Genomic DNA, 16,821 nt, shown 5'->3' with positions numbered 1-16,821 from the left:
TATCAAAGAATTGCGCTGCGACAACTTGCCACTTCCGTAGACCCCCTATACTGCAAGGCTTGAGGGTACGAGCTCCGGGTAATTCCCTTGTCAGAATTGGGGCTTTTCATTAACATCTCGGCAAAATTTTTATAAGTAACATTGATTTATTTAGTAGACGCCTGATTTAACAGGCCACAAAAGCTGATGGGAGAGGACTGAATGAGCAATGACGGCGTGAATGCAGGCCGGCGTCGCTTCTTGGTAGCAGCCACATCCGTGGTGGGTGCTGCAGGAGCGTTGGGGGCTGCGGTCCCGTTCGTGGGGTCATGGTTTCCCAGTGCCAAGGCGAAAGCCGCCGGTGCACCGGTGAAAGTGAATGTCAGCAAAATCGAGCCAGGACAGCAGATGATTGCTGAGTGGCGCGGCCAGCCGGTGTTCATTGTCCGCCGTACCGAGGAAATCCTGGGGAATCTCAAGAAGATCGAGGGCCAGCTCTCCGATCCAACCTCCAAAAACTCCACGCAACCCACCTATGTCGACCCTGAAGTGCGCTCGATCAAGCCGGAAATTCTGCTGCTGATCGGGATCTGCACGCACCTGGGTTGCTCGCCAACTTTCCGTCCCGAAGTGGCACCTGCGGATCTGGGCAAAGACTGGGTCGGTGGCTATTTCTGCCCTTGCCACGGTTCCCACTACGATCTGGCTGGCCGTGTCTACAAGTCGCAACCTGCGCCTTTGAACCTGCCAGTTCCCCCGCATTCCTATGAGACCGATGACCTGATTGTCATTGGCGTCGATACGGAGAAAGCGTGATGAGCAAATTCATGGATTGGGTTGATGCGCGCTTTCCTGCGACAAAAATGTGGGAAGACCATCTCAGCAAGTATTACGCGCCAAAAAACTTTAACTTCTTCTATTTCTTCGGCTCCCTGGCGCTGCTGGTTCTGGTAAATCAGATCGTCACCGGTGTCTGGTTGACGATGAGCTACACGCCGTCGGCAGAAGAAGCCTTCGCCTCCGTTGAATACATCATGCGTGACGTCGAGTACGGCTCGATCCTGCGTCTGCTGCACTCGACCGGCGCTTCGGCGTTCTTCATCGTGGTTTATCTGCACATGTTCCGGGGTCTGCTCTACGGCTCGTACCAGAAACCGCGTGAGCTGGTCTGGGTGTTCGGCATGCTGATTTACCTGGCGCTGATGGCCGAAGCCTTCATGGGTTATCTGCTGCCGTGGGGCCAGATGTCCTATTGGGGTGCTCAGGTGATCATCTCGCTGTTCGGTGCGATTCCGGTGATCGGCAACGACCTGACTCAGTGGATTCGTGGTGACTACCTGATCTCCGGGATCACCCTGAACCGCTTCTTTGCCTTGCACGTTGTCGCGCTGCCGATCGTGATTCTCGGCTTGGTGGTGCTGCATATTCTGGCGCTGCACGAAGTCGGTTCGAACAACCCTGACGGCGTCGACATCAAGAAGCACAAAGATGAAAACGGCATCCCGCTGGACGGCATTGCCTTCCACCCGTACTACACCGTGAAAGACATTGTCGGTGTTGTGGTGTTCCTGTTTATCTTCTGCTTCATTGTGTTCTTCTTCCCGGAAATGGGCGGCTATTTCCTCGAAAAACCAAACTTCGAGCAAGCCAACCCATTCAAGACGCCAGAGCATATTGCGCCGGTCTGGTACTTCACACCGTTCTACGCGATCCTGCGTGCGATCCCTGACAAACTCATGGGCGTTATCGCCATGGGGGCGGCGATTGCGGTGCTGTTCGTGCTGCCGTGGCTCGATCGCAGCCCGGTCAAGTCGATGCGCTACAAAGGCTGGATGAGCAAAATCTGGCTGCTGGTGTTCTGCATTTCGTTCGTGATTCTCGGCATTCTCGGTGTGCTTGCGCCGACGCCGGAGCGAACCTTGCTGTCGCAGGTTTGCACCTTCCTGTACTTCGCCTACTTCATTCTGATGCCGTTCTACACCCGGCTCGAGAAGACCAAACCGGTTCCGGAAAGGGTGACTGGCTGATGAAAAAGTTATTTTTTGCTCTGATTTTTGCTGCGTTGCCTGTGCTGTCTTTCGCCGCTGAACACGGTGGTCCGGAGCTGGAAAAGGTCGACATCGACGTTTCCGACAAGGCTGCCCTGCAGGATGGCGCACGCACCTTTGCCAACTATTGCATGGGTTGTCACAGTGCCAAGTTCCAGCGTTACGAGCGGGTTGCCGATGATCTCGGTGTGCCGCACGAACTGATGCTGGAGAAGCTGGTGTTCACCGGTGCCAAGATTGGCGATCACATGAACATCGGCATGCAGCCGGCGGATGCCAAGACCTGGTTCGGCGCGGCACCACCGGATCTGACCCTGGTCGCTCGCGTGCGTGGCACTGACTGGCTCTACGGTTACCTGAAGTCGTTCTACGAAGATCCGGCACGCCCATGGGGTGTGAACAACAAGGTCTTCCCGAACGTCGGCATGCCTAACGTACTGGTCGGCCTGCAAGGTCGTCAGGTCGTGGGTTGCAAACAGGTGCAGATCGTCGAAGACGGCAAGAAGCAATATGATCCGCTGACCGGTACGCCTCTGACCCATGAAGCGTGCGATCAACTGACCATCGTGCCGAAATCCGGTGCTCTGAACGAAGAGCAGTTCGATGAGAAGGTCAAGAATCTGGTAACCTTCCTGGCTTACTCGGCTAACCCGGTTAAGCTGCAACATCAGCGCATCGGTACTTACGTTTTGCTGTACCTGGCGTTCTTCTTTGTGTTCGCCTACCTGCTCAAGCGTGAATACTGGAAAGACGTGCACTGATACGCTTCAAGCATTGCTGTTAATCGCGCGCGCCCAAGGGCGCCTCCGATAACGCAACGTCTGGTCAGCCAGAGGTTGCGGGAGGCGCCCTCTGGGCGCGCGCGTTTTTCCGGTTCCGATAATTTCAACAAGCGAGGAGGATCGCCATGGGCGTGACCAATCGGTTGGCCTGTTACTCCGACCCCGCCGACCACTATTCCCACCGAGTGCGCATTGTGCTTGCAGAGAAGGGTGTCAGCGCCGAGATCATTTATGTGGAAGCTGGTCGCCAGCCGCCTAAACTGATTGAGGTAAACCCTTACGGCAGTCTGCCGACGCTGGTCGATCGTGACCTGGCGTTGTGGGAGTCGACCGTGGTGATGGAATATCTGGATGAGCGTTACCCGCACCCGCCGTTGATGCCGGTTTATCCGGTGGCGCGTGCCAACAGCCGTTTGCTGATTCATCGTATTCAGCGCGACTGGTGTGGTCTGGTGGATCTGATTCTGGATCCCAAGTCCAAGGAGGCCGCGCGTGTCGTGGCGCGCAAGGAATTGCGTGAAAGCCTGACGGGCGTGTCGCCGCTGTTTGCCGACAAGCCGTTTTTCCTCAGTGAGGAACAAAGTCTGGTGGATTGCTGCCTATTGCCAATACTCTGGCGTTTGCCGATTCTGGGTATTGAACTGCCGCGGCCGGCCAAGCCGCTGCTTGATTATATGGAGCGCTCGTTTGCGCGTGAGGCTTTCCAGGCGAGTCTGTCTGGTGTCGAACGCGATATGCGCTAAGGCTTAAGGAGCCGCTATGAACTCCAGTCGACCTTATCTGGTCCGCGCGCTCTACGAGTGGATTGTTGATAACGATTGCACCCCGCACATGCTGGTCAATTCCGAATACCCGGCGGTGCAGGTGCCGCAGGGTTTCGCCAGTGACGGGCAGATTGTCCTGAACATCTCGCCCAGTGCCGTGCGTCATCTGCACATGGACAACGACGTGGTGACCTTCGAAGGTCGCTTCGGTGGCGTCCCGCACAGCCTGTACGTGCCGATCAGCGCGATCCTTGGGATCTATGCCCGGGAGAACGGTCAGGGCATGGTGTTCGATATCGAGTCACCAATGGATGACGAGGATGACATTGAGCCGGATGACGACCTGCCGCCACCGGACAGCGAGCCACCGCGCCCAAGCGGTCGGCCGAGTTTGAAAGTGGTGAAGTAATAAAAAAGGCGATCCGGATGGATCGCCTTTTTTATTGCCTGTTTTTCCCCTGTAGGAACTGCCGAAGGCTGCGATCTTTTGATCTTGTTTTGAGAATCAAAAGATCGCAGTCTTCGGCAGCTCCTACAGAGGGAGGGTAAGTCAGTCGATGTACTCGAACAGCTTCACAATCTTCTGCACGCCCGATACGCCCTGCACCAGATTGGTCGCCTGAGTGGCTTCCTGTTTGGTCAGCAGGCCCAGCAGGTAGACGATACCGTTCTCGGTCACGACCTTGATGCGCGAGCCAGGGATGCTGGCGTCGGTGAGCATCTGCGTCTTGATCTTGGACGTCAGCCAGGTGTCGTTCTGGCGCGCCAGGAAGCCGGACGGCGGTATGACTTGCAGTTCGTTATGAACGGTTTTTACCCGTTGGACCGCCGCTGCTGCCTGCTCAGCCTTGGCTTTCAAGTCTGCGCGAGGTGTCTGGCCGGCCAGCAGTACGACGCCGTTGAAGCTGGTGACGACGATGTGCGAATCGTTGTCCAGGGCTGGGTCGGCTTTGGCCACGTTCACGCCCACTTTGGTTTCGATCAAAGAGTCATCGATCTTGCTACCGAAGGTGCGGGTGCCACGGTCGTCGTCGATCGGGGCTTCACGGCTGGCGTTCACCACCGAGGTGCAGCCGCTGATGCCGAGGCACAGGGTCAAGGCCAGAAGGCCAAGGCGATTAGGGGTCATTCTTCACTCCCGAACAGTTGGCTGTCGATCAGATCGCAAAGGCAATGGATCGCCAGCAAGTGGACTTCTTGAATACGTGCAGTGACATTGGCCGGTACGCGAATCTCGACGTCCTCGGGCAACAGCAGCGACGCCATGCCGCCGCCATCGCGTCCGGTCATAGCTACGACAATCATTTCGCGATCATGTGCGGCCTGGATCGCTTGAATAATGTTCGCCGAGTTGCCGCTGGTCGAAATCGCCAGCAAGACATCGCCTGGCTGACCGAGCGCACGGATCTGTTTGGAGAACACTTCGTTGTAGCTGTAATCGTTGGCGATCGAGGTGATCGTCGAGGTGTCGGTGGTCAGGGCGATCGCCGGCAGGCTCGGACGCTCGCGCTCGAAGCGGTTGAGCAACTCGGAGGAGAAGTGCTGGGCATCGCCGGCCGAGCCGCCATTGCCGCACGAAAGCATTTTGCCTTCGTTGAGCAGGGCGTTGACCATGATCTGGCTGGCTTGCTCGATGTGCGGTGCAAGTACGTCCATCGCCTGTTGCTTGGTATCGATACTGGCCTGGAAAAGCTGGCGAATTCGGGATTGCATGTCCATCTGTGTGACCTTAAGTAGCGCGGCTGTCCGGCACATGAATGTGCAGCCCGCAAAGCAAAGAGCAAAATTTGTCGGTGGGATTGTCCGGGTCGCAACGCCGACGATCAACTGTCGAAAGCATTCTGCAACCAGTTCAGCTGATCCGGATGGCTGTCGATGGCCACCACGTCGAAGCGGCAAGGGGAATTGGCCCAACGCGACTCGCGCTGAAGAAAATACTGCGCAGCGAAAATCAGTTTCTGCTGCTTGCGCCCATCGATGCTAGCGAGCGCGCCACCCCATTGAGTGTTTTTTCTGTAACGAACTTCAACGAATACTACTGTATCGCCATCAAGCATGACCAGATCAAGCTCGCCGCGTTTACAAAACCAGTTCTGCGCCAGCAGGCGCAGACCTTGTTGTTGCAGATGCTCGAGCGCCTGGCGCTCGGCATCCTTGCCGCTTTGCGAGCGTGACCTGTCGGGCATCAGCGCGGAGTGTCCGGCAGGCGCTGAACCTGGCCGCTGACGAACTGCGCCCAAGGCAACTGACGCACGACGCGTTGGGTCTGAGTCATGCCGAGGCTGCCCGACTCACCGTCAATGCGGCTGTCCGGCAGGGCCTTGAGTTGACCCAGGCGTGGTGCCAGACGATAGGCATCCACACCCATCGCGTACAGGCGGCCGAGGCTACCGGCGGCTTGTGGCCACTGCGCAACCACTTGCTGACGCAGTGGATCGCTGGTGTCCAGCAGCCACGGGGTTTCGCAGAAGCGAATGCCGTTCATGTCGTTGTACTGGTTGACGTCGCCGCTGGCGCTGTAAACGTGCGAGGTCGCGTAAACCGGAACGTCACCGGCGTACTGGAAGTTCAGGGTCGGCTTGATCTGCTGCGCCTGTTGCGGCGTTGCGGCCAAGAAGATGAACTCGATGTCCTGACGACGCGACGGCTGCGCGGCTACGTTGGTGCCGGCGGCGTTCTGCAGGCTCTTGGCGCGGGCTTCGCTCTGACGCAGCTGGAACATGTCGGCGATCTGCTGGGCCAGCTGCACTGGCTGATCAACGCGTTCGGTGGCGACGATGCTGCCGCCATTGGCCTGCCAGTCCTGACTGAATGCGCGCAGTACGCGGTCGCCCCATTCGCCTTTCGGCACCATGATCGCGGCGCGGTGCAGGCCATCGGCGCGAGCACGGCGCGAAACTTCGCGGGCTTCGTCTTCAGCGGCCAGACCAAACTGGAACAGTTGCGCCGGACCTTGATCGCCTTCGCTGTAGTTCAGCGCGAGGGTGGTGATCGGCAGTTGTGGGCGGGTGCTCAGTTGTTTGACCAGTGGTTTTTCCAGCGGACCGACCACCAGTTGCACGCCGTCAGCCTGAGCCTTGCGGTAGAACTCGTCCATCGAGGTCAGTTTCGAGCTGTCGTAGAACTCGATCGCTGGCGGTTTCTGCCCGGCTTGTTGGGCCTGGTAGTGTGCAGCCATGAAACCTTCACGCAGTGCCTTGCCGACAGCGGCCAATTGGCCGTCCTGCGGCAGCAGCAGGGCGATTTTGCTCAGCGGCTGGCTGGCCAGTTCCTTGAGTTTGGTCAGCGGCAGCGGCAGGTTGATTGCGGCCGGGTGCTTTGGATTCTGCGCGCGCCAGGTGTCGATCGCGGCTTGTTGCTGTTCCAGAGTGCCTGCGGATTTCACCGCCATGGCCAGGGCCATCCAGCCGCCGAGATCGTCGGTGCTGTTTGGCTGCAGTTGGTCGGTCGGCAGCGAGCCAATCAGGGTCCAGATCGCTTCGTGGTTCTTGCTCGCGGCTTCGCCTTGCAGCATCGGCGCGATAAACACACGCTCGCGAGCGGCTGCGAGTGTCTGACCGTCGGCTTCAAGGGCGCGGGCGTGAACGGTGCCGGTGCGCACTTGCTGCTCTTCAGGCATCTCGCCCAAATGTTGCAGGCTTGGATGGCTCAGGGCAGTCAGCGCGGCTTTCGGCTGATTGCGGGTCATGGCCAGTTCAGCATTCAGCGTGCTGGCAAAAATCTGCTGGCCGGGCTTGAGTTGTTCCATCGGCACTTGTTGCAGGATTTGCGCGGACTGACCGGCATTGCCTTGGCGATAAGCCAGATATGCAGCGCTGAGGCGCAACAGGGCGGCTTTTTCCGGGGTTTTCGCCTGGCTAGCCTGTTCGAGCAGTTGCTCGATGCTGGCATCCGGAGTCCGTGGAAGTTCGCCAAGGCTGGAGGAAGGGGAGCTGGCACAAGCCGCCAACAGGGCAGCGAGGCAGAGGGCAGTGAACAGCCGCAGGCAAGCGATCATGTAAGTGTTCCTGATACTCGATCAAATTAGCGTCGAATTGTACCCAAGCACTGGCCGGGGCGCGATGTTACTGGCGTGAATCGGACAATTTAGCTGGAGTAAATGTTGCGGCGGCGCACAACTGTGCGCAAAACCGGGGTGGGTCGAGGCGCGTCGCAAGCCTCGTGTCGCGCTACAATGGCCTCTTTTACCGATCACGAGGTGTGCGCTTTGACTGCTCCAGGTTCCCTGAATTCCGCTGCTGGCTCGCTTTATGTGGTGGCGACGCCCATCGGCAACCTGGACGACATCAGCGCCCGGGCCCTGAAGATCCTCCGCGAAGTGGCCTTGATCGCTGCCGAAGACACCCGTCACTCGGCGCGCCTGATGCAGCACTTCGGGATTGGCACGCCGCTGGCCGCATGTCACGAACACAATGAACGAGATGAAGGTAGCCGTTTTATTACCCGCTTGCTGGCCGGTGACAACGTCGCGCTGATTTCCGATGCGGGAACGCCGCTGATTTCCGATCCGGGTTATCACCTGGTGCGCCAGGCTCGGGCGGCTGGAATCAATGTGGTGCCGGTGCCGGGAGCTTGTGCCCTTATCGCCGCGCTGTCGGCGGCCGGTCTGCCATCCGATCGCTTTATCTTTGAAGGTTTTCTGCCGGCCAAATCGGTCGGGCGCAAGGCGCGACTGGAAGCCGTCAAGGAAGAGCCGCGCACATTGATCTTCTATGAAGCACCACACCGCATTCTTGAATGCCTGCAGGATATGGAAGCAGTGTTCGGCGGTGAGCGTCAGGCATTGCTTGCCCGTGAAATCACCAAGACTTTCGAGACGCTTAAGGGTTTGCCGCTGGCTGAGCTACGCGCGTTCGTCGAGTCGGACAGCAATCAGCAGCGCGGCGAATGCGTCGTGTTGGTGGCTGGCTGGACCGCGCCGGAGTCTGAAGATGCAGTCAGCAGCGAGGCGATGCGCATTCTCGATCTGTTGCTTGAAGAGATGCCGCTCAAGCGTGCCGCTGCGTTGGCCGCGCAGATCACCGGCGAGCGCAAAAACGTGCTGTATCAGGTCGCGCTGGATAAACAGAAAGGCGTGTAAGCCGTCGCCCATAGCGGTCTTGAGGCTTTTAGCGCTTGTTCTTCGGGCGCTCTGCCGTTAACCTTCGCGGCGGAGAGTCGATCGGACAGTCGCTGCCCTCTATGAAAATTAGGGGGGGGAGGAAAGTCCGGGCTCCATAGGGCGAAGTGCCAGGTAATGCCTGGGAGGCGTGAGCCTACGGAAAGTGCCACAGAAAATAACCGCCTAAGCGCTTCGGCGCCGGTAAGGGTGAAAAGGTGCGGTAAGAGCGCACCGCACGTCTGGCAACAGTTCGTGGCTAGGTAAACCCCACTTGGAGCAAGACCAAATAGGGTCCCAAGGCGTGGCCCGCGCTGGGACCGGGTAGGTTGCTAAAGATGTCCAGTGATGGCCATCGTAGACGAATGACTGTTCAAGACAGAACCCGGCTTACAGATCGACTCTCCACCTTTTTCTTTCCCTGCTTGAATCATTGGCAACAGGGCTGTGTAATATCAGCAGGCCTGCTCTGAAAGTCCGGCAGCGGCACACGCAGTAATAGCCATTTCCCACCTTGCTTCAATCAACAGCAGAAGCGCTTCTGTAATACCGAAAAAATCTTACTCTTAACAAATTACTTTAACTTTCGAGCGCAGCTTTCAGTGCTGCATCAAGTTATTGGTCAAAAGTATCCGCCAGATTCTCGTTGCACCTCCTTTTATGCTCCTAAATCTCCGTTCTGTAAGGGTTTTCCTTTAATCCGCGCCTTGACGGTGTGGTGGGCGCATTCCTATAGTGTGCGCAAGTGGCGGAAAGTGGCATGAAGTGGGTTTTTTGAGCTCAAAACGATAAAAATTGGAGAAACGCAGACGTGTTTCGCGGAGCTAACGCTATCAGTCTCGACGCAAAGGGCCGTCTCGCTATGCCGAGCCGGTACCGTGACGAGCTCGATTCGCGCAGTTCCGGCCAACTGGTCGTGACCATTGATGCCGTTGATCCGTGTTTGTGTGTCTATCCGCTCGACGAGTGGGAAATTATTGAAACCAAGTTGCGCGCGCTTCCTTCGCTTCGCGAAGAGAACCGTCGCCTGCAACGTTTGCTGATTGGTAATGCCGTCGACCTCGAGCTCGATGGCAGTGGTCGTTTTCTGGTTCCACCGCGTTTGCGCGAATACGCCAAGCTCGATAAGCGCGCAATGCTGGTAGGCCAACTGAACAAGTTCCAATTGTGGGACGAGGATGCATGGAATGCGGTATCTGCCGCTGACCTTGCTGCCATTCAACAACCGGGCGCGATGCCTGATGAACTGCGTGATTTGATCCTGTGACTATTGATAGCGGCTTTAACCACATCACCGTACTGCTTGACGAAGCCGTCGAGGCTCTCGCCGTACGTCCTGATGGCTGCTATCTGGACGGCACGTTCGGGCGCGGCGGACACAGCCGGTTGATCCTCAGCCAGCTCGGCACGGACGGTCGGCTCATCGGATTCGACAAAGATCCACAAGCGATTGCCACCGGGCAAACGCTAGCGGCCGAAGACGGCCGCTTTGTCGTTGTGCAGCGCAGCTTTGCCGAGCTCGGTTCGGTGGTTGCCGAACAAGGTCTGAGCGGCAAGGTCAGTGGTATTCTGCTCGACCTCGGCGTGTCTTCGCCGCAACTCGACGACGCTGAACGCGGCTTCAGTTTCCTCAACGATGGCCCGCTGGACATGCGCATGGATCCGTCCCGCGGCATCAGCGCTGCCGAATTCGTCAACACCGCGCCGGCTGAAGAAATCGCCCGGGTGTTCAAGGAATATGGCGAAGAACGTTTCTCCGGGCGCATGGCGCGTGCCGTGGCCGAGCGTCGCGATATCAAACCGTTCGAGCGCACCGCCGACCTGGCTGAAGTGTTGAAAGTCGCCAACCCGGCATGGGAAAAGGGCAAGAATCCGGCCACCCGTGCATTCCAGGGTTTGCGCATTCACGTCAACAACGAACTGGGCGATCTGGAAGCCGGCCTCGAAGCCGCCCTGGACGCTCTGGAAGTTGGCGGCCGTCTGGTGGTGATCAGCTTCCACTCGCTGGAAGACCGCATCGTCAAACTGTTCATGCGCAAGCTGGTGAAAGGCGAAGCCGACAACCTGCCGCGCAACCTGCCGGTTCGCCATGTCGCGTTCGAACCGAAAATCAAAGTCCATGGCAAAGCGCAGACGGCCTCCGACGCCGAACTCAAAGCCAACCCACGTTCCCGTAGCGCCGTCATGCGCGTCGCGGAGAAGTTGCGGTGAGCAAGCTTTTCGCCAAGCCACTGCCCGGCGGCAGCTTTCTGATGCTGCTGCTGTTTGTCGGCGTGCTCGTCTCGGCCATCGCCGTGTCGTACAGCGCGCACTGGAACCGGCAGTTGCTCAACACTCTTTATAACGAACTCAGCGTGCGCGATAAGGCGCAGGCCGAGTGGGGGCGCTTGATTCTCGAGCAAAGCACCTGGACCGCGCACAGCCGCATCGAAGTGCTGGCCACCGAACAACTGAAAATGCACATCCCTGGCGCGGCTGACGTGAAGATGGTGGCGCCATGATGAAACTTGAAGGCGCACTGTTCCCATGGCGCTTCCGCCTGATGGTGGCGCTGCTCGGCATCATGGTCGCGGCGATCTGCTGGCGCATCATCGACTTGCAAGTGGTTGACCGTGACTTCCTCAAAGGTCAGGGCGACGCGCGCAGCCTGCGTCACATTCCGATTCCCGCTCACCGTGGTCTGATCACCGACCGTAACGGCGAGCCTTTGGCCGTAAGTACCCCAGTGACCACGCTGTGGGCCAACGCCAAGGAAATGCAAACGGCGAAAGAGAAGTGGCCGGCACTCGCCGCCGCGCTGGGTCAGGATCCGAAAGCCCTGACCGAACGCCTCGAAGCCCAGGCCAACAAAGAATTCATTTATCTGGTGCGCGGGTTGACCCCCGAACAGGGCCAGGCTGTGCTCGACCTGAAAGTGCCGGGCGTCTACGGCATCGAAGAATTCCGCCGGTTCTATCCGGCCGGTGAAGTCACTGCGCATATGGTCGGGTTTACCGACATCGATGACCACGGTCGTGAAGGTGTCGAGCTGGCTTATGACGAATGGCTCGCCGGGGTGCCGGGCAAACGACAGGTCATCAAGGATCGGCGCGGTCGGCTGATCAAGGATGTCCAGGTCACCAAAAACGCCAAGGCCGGCAAGCCCTTGGCGTTGTCCATTGACCTGCGTCTGCAATACCTGGCCAACCGCGAGCTGCGCAACGCGATCATCGAGAACGGCGCCAAGGCCGGCAGTCTGGTGATCATGGACGTCAAGACCGGCGAGATTCTGGCCATGGTCAACCAGCCGACCTACAACCCGAACAACCGTCGCAACCTGCAACCGGCGATGATGCGTAACCGCGCGATGATCGACGTGTTCGAACCGGGTTCGACCATGAAAGCCATCTCGATGGCCGCCGCCATCGAAACCGGCCGCTGGAAACCGAGCGACACCGTCGAGGTGTATCCGGGCTCTCTGCAGATCGGCAAGTACACGATCAAGGACGTTTCCAGGACCGAAGGGCCGGTGCTCGATCTGACCGGCATTCTGATCAATTCCAGTAACGTCGGCATGAGTAAGGTCGCCTTCGATATCGGCGGCGAAACCATTTTTCGCCTCGCACAGAAAGTCGGTCTTGGCCAGGACACCGGCCTTGGCTTCCCGGGCGAACGTGTCGGCAACCTGCCGAACTACCGCGATTGGCGCAAGGCTGAAACCGCGACCCTGTCCTACGGCTACGGTATTTCCGTGACCGCGATTCAACTCGTCCACGCGTTCTCGGCGCTGGCCAACAACGGTCGTCTCGCGCCGCTGACCCTGATCAAAACCGACAAGCCGCCGCAGACCACGCAAGTGCTGCCGGAAGCCGTGGCGAAAACCCTTCAAGGCATGCTCACTCAGGTGATCGAAGCGCCGCGCGGCGTGTTCCGTGCGCAGGTGCCGGCGTATCACGTGGCGGGCAAGTCGGGTACTGCGCGTAAGACTTCGGTGGGCACCAAGGGCTACGCCGAAAACTCTTACCGCTCGCTGTTCGCCGGTTTCGGCCCGATGAGCGATCCGCGTTACGCGATTGTTGTGGTGATCGATGAACCGTCCAAGGCCGGTTACTTCGGTGGTCTGGTTTCCGCGCCAGTGTTCAGCCGTGTGATGTCCGGCACCCTGCGCCTGATGAACGTTACGCCGGACAACCTGCCGACGACGCAACAAGCCAACGCTACCCCGGTCATTCCGCTGAAAGCCAATGGAGGGCGCGGCTGATGTCATTAAGTCTGAACAAGATATTCCCCCACGCCGGCCACGATCTGTTGATCCGTGAACTGGCGCTGGACAGCCGCAACGTGCGCGCAGGCGATCTGTTCCTCGCCGTGCCGGGCGGCAAATTCGATGGCCGTGCGCACATTGCCGATGCCCTGCAACGTGGCGCCGCTGCGGTTGCTTATGAAGTCGAAGGCGCCACCGTGCTGCCGATTACCGACGTGCCGCTGATTCCGGTCAAAGGTCTGGCCGCGCAGCTGTCGGACATCGCCGGGCGTTTTTACGGCGAGCCAAGCCATCACTTGAACCTGATCGGCGTCACTGGCACCAACGGCAAGACCAGCGTGACCCAATTGGTCGCGCAGGCGCTGGATTTGCTCGGCCAGCATTGCGGCATCGTCGGCACCTTGGGGTCAGGCTTCTACGGCGCACTGCAAAGCGGTCTGCATACCACGCCGAATCCGATTGCCGTGCAGGCGACCTTGGGCGACCTGAAAAAGGCCGGCGCTAAAGCCGTTGCCATGGAAGTCTCGTCCCACGGTCTGGATCAGGGCCGGGTCACGGCGCTGGCGTTCGACGTCGCGGTGATGACCAACCTGTCCCGCGATCATCTGGATTATCACGGCACCATGGAGGCGTACGCCGAGGCCAAGGCCAAGCTGTTCGCCTGGAATGATCTGAAGTGCCGCGTGGTCAACCTCGACGACGATTTCGGCCGGCAACTGGCCGCTGAAAAACGTGAGTCGCGGCTGATCACCTACAGCCTGCTCGACAGCAGCGCGTACCTGTTCTGCCGCGAAGCGCAGTTTGACGACCACGGTGTGCGCGCCACATTGGTGACGCCGCAGGGCGAGCATCATCTGCGCAGCACGCTGCTCGGCCGCTTCAACCTGAGCAACGTACTGGCAGCAGTCGGCGCCTTGCTCGGTCTGGATTACGCGCTCGACGAAATTCTCAAAGTACTGCCGAAACTCGAAGGCCCGGCCGGTCGCATGCAGCGTCTTGGCGGTGGCACTCAGCCGTTGGTGGTGGTCGATTACGCCCACACCCCGGATGCATTGGAAAAGGTTCTGACCGCGCTGCGCCCGCACGTCAAAGGTCAATTGCTGTGCCTGTTCGGCTGCGGCGGTGACCGTGATCGCGGCAAGCGTCCGTTGATGGCCGAAGTGGTCGAGCGTCTGGCCGATCAGGTACTGGTCACCGACGACAACCCTCGCACCGAAGATCCTGCAGTGATTTTCGATGACATCCGCGCCGGTTTCACGGCTGTGGATAAAGTCACCTTCGTCGCCGGCCGTGGTCAGGCGATTGCGCAACTGATTGCCGGCGCTTCGGCGCATGACGTGATTGTGCTGGCCGGTAAAGGTCACGAGGACTATCAGGAAATCAACGGCGAGCGCCACGCTTTCTCCGATCTGGTCGAGGCTGATCACGCCCTGACCGCTTGGGAGGTGGCCCATGCTTAAGGCCCTGAAACTCAGCGAACTGACCAACGCGCTCGACGCACGTTTGATCGCCGCCGATGCCAGCTTCGACGGCGTCAGCATCGACAGTCGTGCAATTCAGCCCGGACAACTGTTTATTGCGTTGACCGGCCCGCGTTTCGATGGTCATGACTACTTGAACGATGTTGCCGCCAAAGGCGCCGTCGCTGCGCTGGTCGAGCGTGAAGTCGCCGACAGCACCTTGCCGCAACTGCTGGTGAAAGATACCCGTCAGGCCCTCGGCCAATTGGGCGCGCTGAACCGTGCTGCATTCACTCAGCCAGTCGCAGCGATCACCGGTTCCAGCGGCAAGACCACGGTCAAGGAAATGCTCGCGAGCATCCTGCGTACGCGCGGACCGGTGCTGGCGACCCGTGGCAATCTGAACAACGACCTCGGCGCGCCGCTGACCCTGCTCGAACTGGCCCCGGAACACACTTCGGCGGTGATCGAACTGGGCGCCTCGCGCCTCGGCGAAATCGCTTACACCGTTGGCCTGACCAAGCCACACGTAGCGATCCTGAACAATGCCGGCACCGCGCACGTTGGTGAGTTTGGCGGTCCGGAAAAAATCGTCGAAGCCAAAGGCGAAATCATCGACGGCCTCGCGGCTGATGGCGTCGCCGTGCTCAACCTCGATGACAAGGCCTTCGGTATCTGGAAGACCCGTGCCGGCGCTCGCAAAGTACTGACGTTCGCCCTGAGCAACACTCAGGCGGATTTCCATGCCAGCGATCTGACCACCGATGCGCGTGGTTGCCCGGCTTTCAATCTGCACACACCTGAAGGTGTCGAGCGCGTTCAACTGAACCTGCTCGGCACGCACAACGTCGCCAATGCGATGGCCGCCGCCGCTGCCGCTCACGCCTTGGGCGTGTCGCTGTTCGGCATCGCCACCGGGCTTGGCGCCGTGCAACCGGTCAAGGGGCGCACCGTCGCGCAACTGGCGAAAAACGGTATGCGCGTGATCGATGACACTTACAACGCAAACCCCACCTCGATGTGCGCGGCCGTTGATATACTCGCCGGCTTTTCCGGCCGCACCGTCCTGGTGCTCGGAGATATCGGCGAGTTGGGCGATTGGGCGGAGCAGGGGCACCGCGACGTGGGCGAGTACGCCCGGGGCAAGGTTTCCGCGCTTTATGCCGTCGGGCCAAACATGGTTCACGCCGTAAACGCTTTCGGTGAACAGGCGCTTCACTTCGGCAGCCAAGCCGAACTGATTCAGGCCCTCGACGCCGAGCAGGACACAAACACCACCATTTTGATCAAGGGTTCGCGCAGTGCAGCGATGGAAAACATCGTTGCGGCTCTGTGCGGGTCCAGTCTGGAGAAACATTAATGCTGCTGCTGCTAGCGGAGTATCTGCAACAGTTCTACAAAGGCTTCGCGGTCTTTCAGTACCTGACCCTGCGCGGGATTCTCGGTGTACTGACCGCGCTGGTTTTGTCGCTGTGCTATGGCCCGTGGATGATCCGCACTTTGCAGAACCGTCAGATCGGTCAATCCGTGCGTAACGACGGTCCGCAATCGCACCTGTCCAAGTCGGGCACCCCGACCATGGGCGGCGCGCTGATTCTGTCTTCGATCGGCGTCAGCACTCTGCTTTGGGCTGACCTGAGCAACCGCTACGTCTGGACTGTTCTGTTGGTGACGCTGTTGTTCGGCGCCATCGGCTGGGTCGACGATTACCGCAAAGTCATCGAGAAGAACTCCCGTGGCTTGCCGAGCCGCTGGAAGTATTTCTGGCAGTCGGTGTTCGGCCTCGGCGCGGCGATCTTCCTTTATATGACCGCTTCCACCCCGGTGGAAACCACGCTGATCCTGCCGATGCTCAAGGACTACAGCATTCCGCTGGGCCTCGGTTTCATCGTGCTGACCTACTTCGTGATCGTCGGTTCGAGCAACGCGGTCAACTTGACTGACGGCCTCGACGGTCTGGCGATCATGCCGACCGTGATGGTTGGTGGTGGCCTCGGCATTTTCTGCTACCTGTCGGGTAACGTGAAATTCGCCGAATACCTGCTGATTCCTTATGTGCCGGGGGCGGGCGAACTGATCGTGTTCTGCGGCGCGCTGATCGGTGCCGGTCTCGGCTTCCTCTGGTTCAACACCTATCCGGCGCAAGTGTTCATGGGTGACGTCGGTGCCCTGGCACTCGGCGCGGCACTGGGCACCATCGCGGTGATCGTCCGTCAGGAAATCGTCCTGTTCATCATGGGCGGCGTGTTCGTGATGGAAACCCTGTCAGTCGTCATTCAGGTTGCGTCCTTTAAGCTGACCGGTCGCCGTGTGTTCCGCATGGCACCGATACACCACCATTTTGAACTCAAGGGCTGGCCCGAGCCGCGCGTGATCGTCCGTTTCTGGATCATCACCGTGATTCTCGTGTTGATCGGCCTTGCCACCCTGAAGCTGAGGTAGAACGA

17 protein-coding genes and 1 other RNA gene are annotated in these 16,821 nt (G+C 59.2%); 14 read left to right on the top strand and 4 right to left on the bottom strand.

Annotated features, from left to right (window positions below):
• The first annotated feature begins 201 nt into the window (after positions 1-201).
• The 5 genes from petA to HU718_RS25320 all read left to right on the top strand — a co-directional run bounded on the left by petA (position 202) and on the right by HU718_RS25320 (position 3,982).
• On the top strand, positions 202-795 hold the full coding sequence (gene petA / locus HU718_RS25340; protein WP_186616632.1) for a ubiquinol-cytochrome c reductase iron-sulfur subunit: 594 nt from the start codon (positions 202-204) through the stop codon (positions 793-795).
• Positions 795-2,006: a cytochrome b gene (locus HU718_RS25335; protein WP_007917029.1), complete on the top strand. Its 1,212-nt coding sequence runs from the start codon at positions 795-797 to the stop codon at positions 2,004-2,006. Before petA ends, HU718_RS25335 begins: the two co-directional genes overlap by 1 nt.
• Positions 2,006-2,788, top strand: coding sequence for a cytochrome c1 (locus HU718_RS25330; RefSeq protein ID WP_038361065.1), 783 nt, complete (start codon positions 2,006-2,008; stop codon positions 2,786-2,788). The genes HU718_RS25335 and HU718_RS25330 overlap by 1 nt, the downstream gene beginning before the upstream one ends.
• 146 nt (positions 2,789-2,934) lie before the next feature.
• Positions 2,935-3,552 (top strand): glutathione S-transferase N-terminal domain-containing protein, encoded by a 618-nt coding sequence (locus HU718_RS25325; protein WP_007917025.1) that lies wholly within the window; start codon positions 2,935-2,937, stop codon positions 3,550-3,552.
• 16 nt (positions 3,553-3,568) lie between these two features.
• The gene (locus HU718_RS25320; protein WP_016985146.1) at positions 3,569-3,982 is read left to right on the top strand and encodes a ClpXP protease specificity-enhancing factor; all 414 of its coding nucleotides are present in this window, start codon (positions 3,569-3,571) and stop codon (positions 3,980-3,982) included.
• A 141-nt stretch (positions 3,983-4,123) separates the two neighbouring features.
• Here HU718_RS25320 and HU718_RS25315 read toward each other — a convergent pair whose 3' ends face one another.
• The 4 genes from HU718_RS25315 to HU718_RS25300 form a co-directional block, all read right to left on the bottom strand.
• The gene (locus tag HU718_RS25315; RefSeq protein ID WP_007917023.1) at positions 4,124-4,702 is read right to left on the bottom strand and encodes a BON domain-containing protein; all 579 of its coding nucleotides are present in this window, start codon (positions 4,700-4,702) and stop codon (positions 4,124-4,126) included.
• A complete protein-coding gene (locus tag HU718_RS25310; RefSeq protein WP_007917022.1) occupies positions 4,699-5,292 on the bottom strand; it encodes a phosphoheptose isomerase in 594 nt (197 codons plus the stop codon). The genes HU718_RS25315 and HU718_RS25310 overlap by 4 nt, the downstream gene beginning before the upstream one ends.
• A 104-nt stretch (positions 5,293-5,396) precedes the next feature.
• Positions 5,397-5,759, bottom strand: a complete 363-nt coding sequence (locus HU718_RS25305; protein WP_034156479.1) for a YraN family protein — start codon at positions 5,757-5,759, stop codon at positions 5,397-5,399.
• Positions 5,759-7,570: a penicillin-binding protein activator gene (locus tag HU718_RS25300; protein WP_186616631.1), complete on the bottom strand. Its 1,812-nt coding sequence runs from the start codon at positions 7,568-7,570 to the stop codon at positions 5,759-5,761. Before HU718_RS25300 ends, HU718_RS25305 begins: the two co-directional genes overlap by 1 nt.
• A 177-nt stretch (positions 7,571-7,747) precedes the next feature.
• Here HU718_RS25300 and rsmI point away from each other — a divergent pair, with 177 nt between their 5' ends.
• From rsmI to mraY, 9 genes are all read left to right on the top strand, one after another.
• Positions 7,748-8,653 carry a 16S rRNA (cytidine(1402)-2'-O)-methyltransferase gene (gene rsmI / locus HU718_RS25295; protein WP_186616630.1) on the top strand — a complete coding sequence of 302 codons (906 nt, stop codon included), beginning with the start codon at positions 7,748-7,750 and terminating at the stop codon, positions 8,651-8,653.
• A 73-nt stretch (positions 8,654-8,726) separates the two neighbouring features.
• An RNA gene (gene rnpB / locus HU718_RS25290) (RNase P RNA component class A) lies at positions 8,727-9,080 on the top strand.
• A gap of 402 nt (positions 9,081-9,482) precedes the next feature.
• The gene (gene mraZ / locus HU718_RS25285) at positions 9,483-9,938 is read left to right on the top strand and encodes a division/cell wall cluster transcriptional repressor MraZ (protein ID WP_186616629.1); all 456 of its coding nucleotides are present in this window, start codon (positions 9,483-9,485) and stop codon (positions 9,936-9,938) included.
• Positions 9,935-10,882 (top strand): 16S rRNA (cytosine(1402)-N(4))-methyltransferase RsmH, encoded by a 948-nt coding sequence (gene rsmH, locus HU718_RS25280; RefSeq protein WP_007917010.1) that lies wholly within the window; start codon positions 9,935-9,937, stop codon positions 10,880-10,882. Before mraZ ends, rsmH begins: the two co-directional genes overlap by 4 nt.
• A complete protein-coding gene (ftsL, locus tag HU718_RS25275; protein WP_095123194.1) occupies positions 10,879-11,172 on the top strand; it encodes a cell division protein FtsL in 294 nt (97 codons plus the stop codon). The genes rsmH and ftsL overlap by 4 nt, the downstream gene beginning before the upstream one ends.
• Entirely contained in the window at positions 11,172-12,911 is a 1,740-nt protein-coding gene (locus tag HU718_RS25270; RefSeq protein ID WP_186616636.1) for a peptidoglycan D,D-transpeptidase FtsI family protein, read from the top strand. Before ftsL ends, HU718_RS25270 begins: the two co-directional genes overlap by 1 nt.
• Entirely contained in the window at positions 12,911-14,374 is a 1,464-nt protein-coding gene (locus tag HU718_RS25265; RefSeq protein WP_186616628.1) for a UDP-N-acetylmuramoyl-L-alanyl-D-glutamate--2,6-diaminopimelate ligase, read from the top strand. Before HU718_RS25270 ends, HU718_RS25265 begins: the two co-directional genes overlap by 1 nt.
• Entirely contained in the window at positions 14,367-15,734 is a 1,368-nt protein-coding gene (locus HU718_RS25260) for a UDP-N-acetylmuramoyl-tripeptide--D-alanyl-D-alanine ligase (protein ID WP_186616627.1), read from the top strand. Before HU718_RS25265 ends, HU718_RS25260 begins: the two co-directional genes overlap by 8 nt.
• Positions 15,734-16,816 (top strand): phospho-N-acetylmuramoyl-pentapeptide-transferase, encoded by a 1,083-nt coding sequence (gene mraY / locus HU718_RS25255; RefSeq protein ID WP_007917000.1) that lies wholly within the window; start codon positions 15,734-15,736, stop codon positions 16,814-16,816. The genes HU718_RS25260 and mraY overlap by 1 nt, the downstream gene beginning before the upstream one ends.
• Positions 16,817-16,821: the final 5 nt, after the last annotated feature.

It is taken from the genome of Pseudomonas tensinigenes (assembly GCF_014268445.2).
In the GTDB taxonomy this organism is placed as follows: domain Bacteria; phylum Pseudomonadota; class Gammaproteobacteria; order Pseudomonadales; family Pseudomonadaceae; genus Aquipseudomonas; species Aquipseudomonas tensinigenes.
The sequence above is the reverse complement of the archived record's forward strand: the minus strand, read 5'-3'. Positions and strand labels throughout refer to the sequence as shown.

Excerpts from the sequence above, each read along its gene's own strand:
- petA (WP_186616632.1), top strand. The coding sequence starts at position 202 with ATGAGCAATGACGGCGTGAATGCAGGCCGGCGTCGCTTCTTGGTAGCA.
- HU718_RS25335 (WP_007917029.1), top strand. The coding sequence starts at position 795 with ATGAGCAAATTCATGGATTGGGTTGATGCGCGCTTTCCTGCGACAAAA.
- HU718_RS25330 (WP_038361065.1), top strand. The coding sequence starts at position 2,006 with ATGAAAAAGTTATTTTTTGCTCTGATTTTTGCTGCGTTGCCTGTGCTG.
- HU718_RS25325 (WP_007917025.1), top strand. The coding sequence starts at position 2,935 with ATGGGCGTGACCAATCGGTTGGCCTGTTACTCCGACCCCGCCGACCAC.
- HU718_RS25320 (WP_016985146.1), top strand. The coding sequence starts at position 3,569 with ATGAACTCCAGTCGACCTTATCTGGTCCGCGCGCTCTACGAGTGGATT.
- HU718_RS25315 (WP_007917023.1), bottom strand. The coding sequence starts at position 4,702 with ATGACCCCTAATCGCCTTGGCCTTCTGGCCTTGACCCTGTGCCTCGGC.
- HU718_RS25310 (WP_007917022.1), bottom strand. The coding sequence starts at position 5,292 with ATGGACATGCAATCCCGAATTCGCCAGCTTTTCCAGGCCAGTATCGAT.
- HU718_RS25305 (WP_034156479.1), bottom strand. The coding sequence starts at position 5,759 with ATGCCCGACAGGTCACGCTCGCAAAGCGGCAAGGATGCCGAGCGCCAG.
- HU718_RS25300 (WP_186616631.1), bottom strand. The coding sequence starts at position 7,570 with ATGATCGCTTGCCTGCGGCTGTTCACTGCCCTCTGCCTCGCTGCCCTG.
- rsmI (WP_186616630.1), top strand. The coding sequence starts at position 7,748 with ATGGCCTCTTTTACCGATCACGAGGTGTGCGCTTTGACTGCTCCAGGT.
- HU718_RS25270 (WP_186616636.1), top strand. The coding sequence starts at position 11,172 with ATGAAACTTGAAGGCGCACTGTTCCCATGGCGCTTCCGCCTGATGGTG.
- HU718_RS25265 (WP_186616628.1), top strand. The coding sequence starts at position 12,911 with ATGTCATTAAGTCTGAACAAGATATTCCCCCACGCCGGCCACGATCTG.
- HU718_RS25260 (WP_186616627.1), top strand. The coding sequence starts at position 14,367 with ATGCTTAAGGCCCTGAAACTCAGCGAACTGACCAACGCGCTCGACGCA.
- mraY (WP_007917000.1), top strand. The coding sequence starts at position 15,734 with ATGCTGCTGCTGCTAGCGGAGTATCTGCAACAGTTCTACAAAGGCTTC.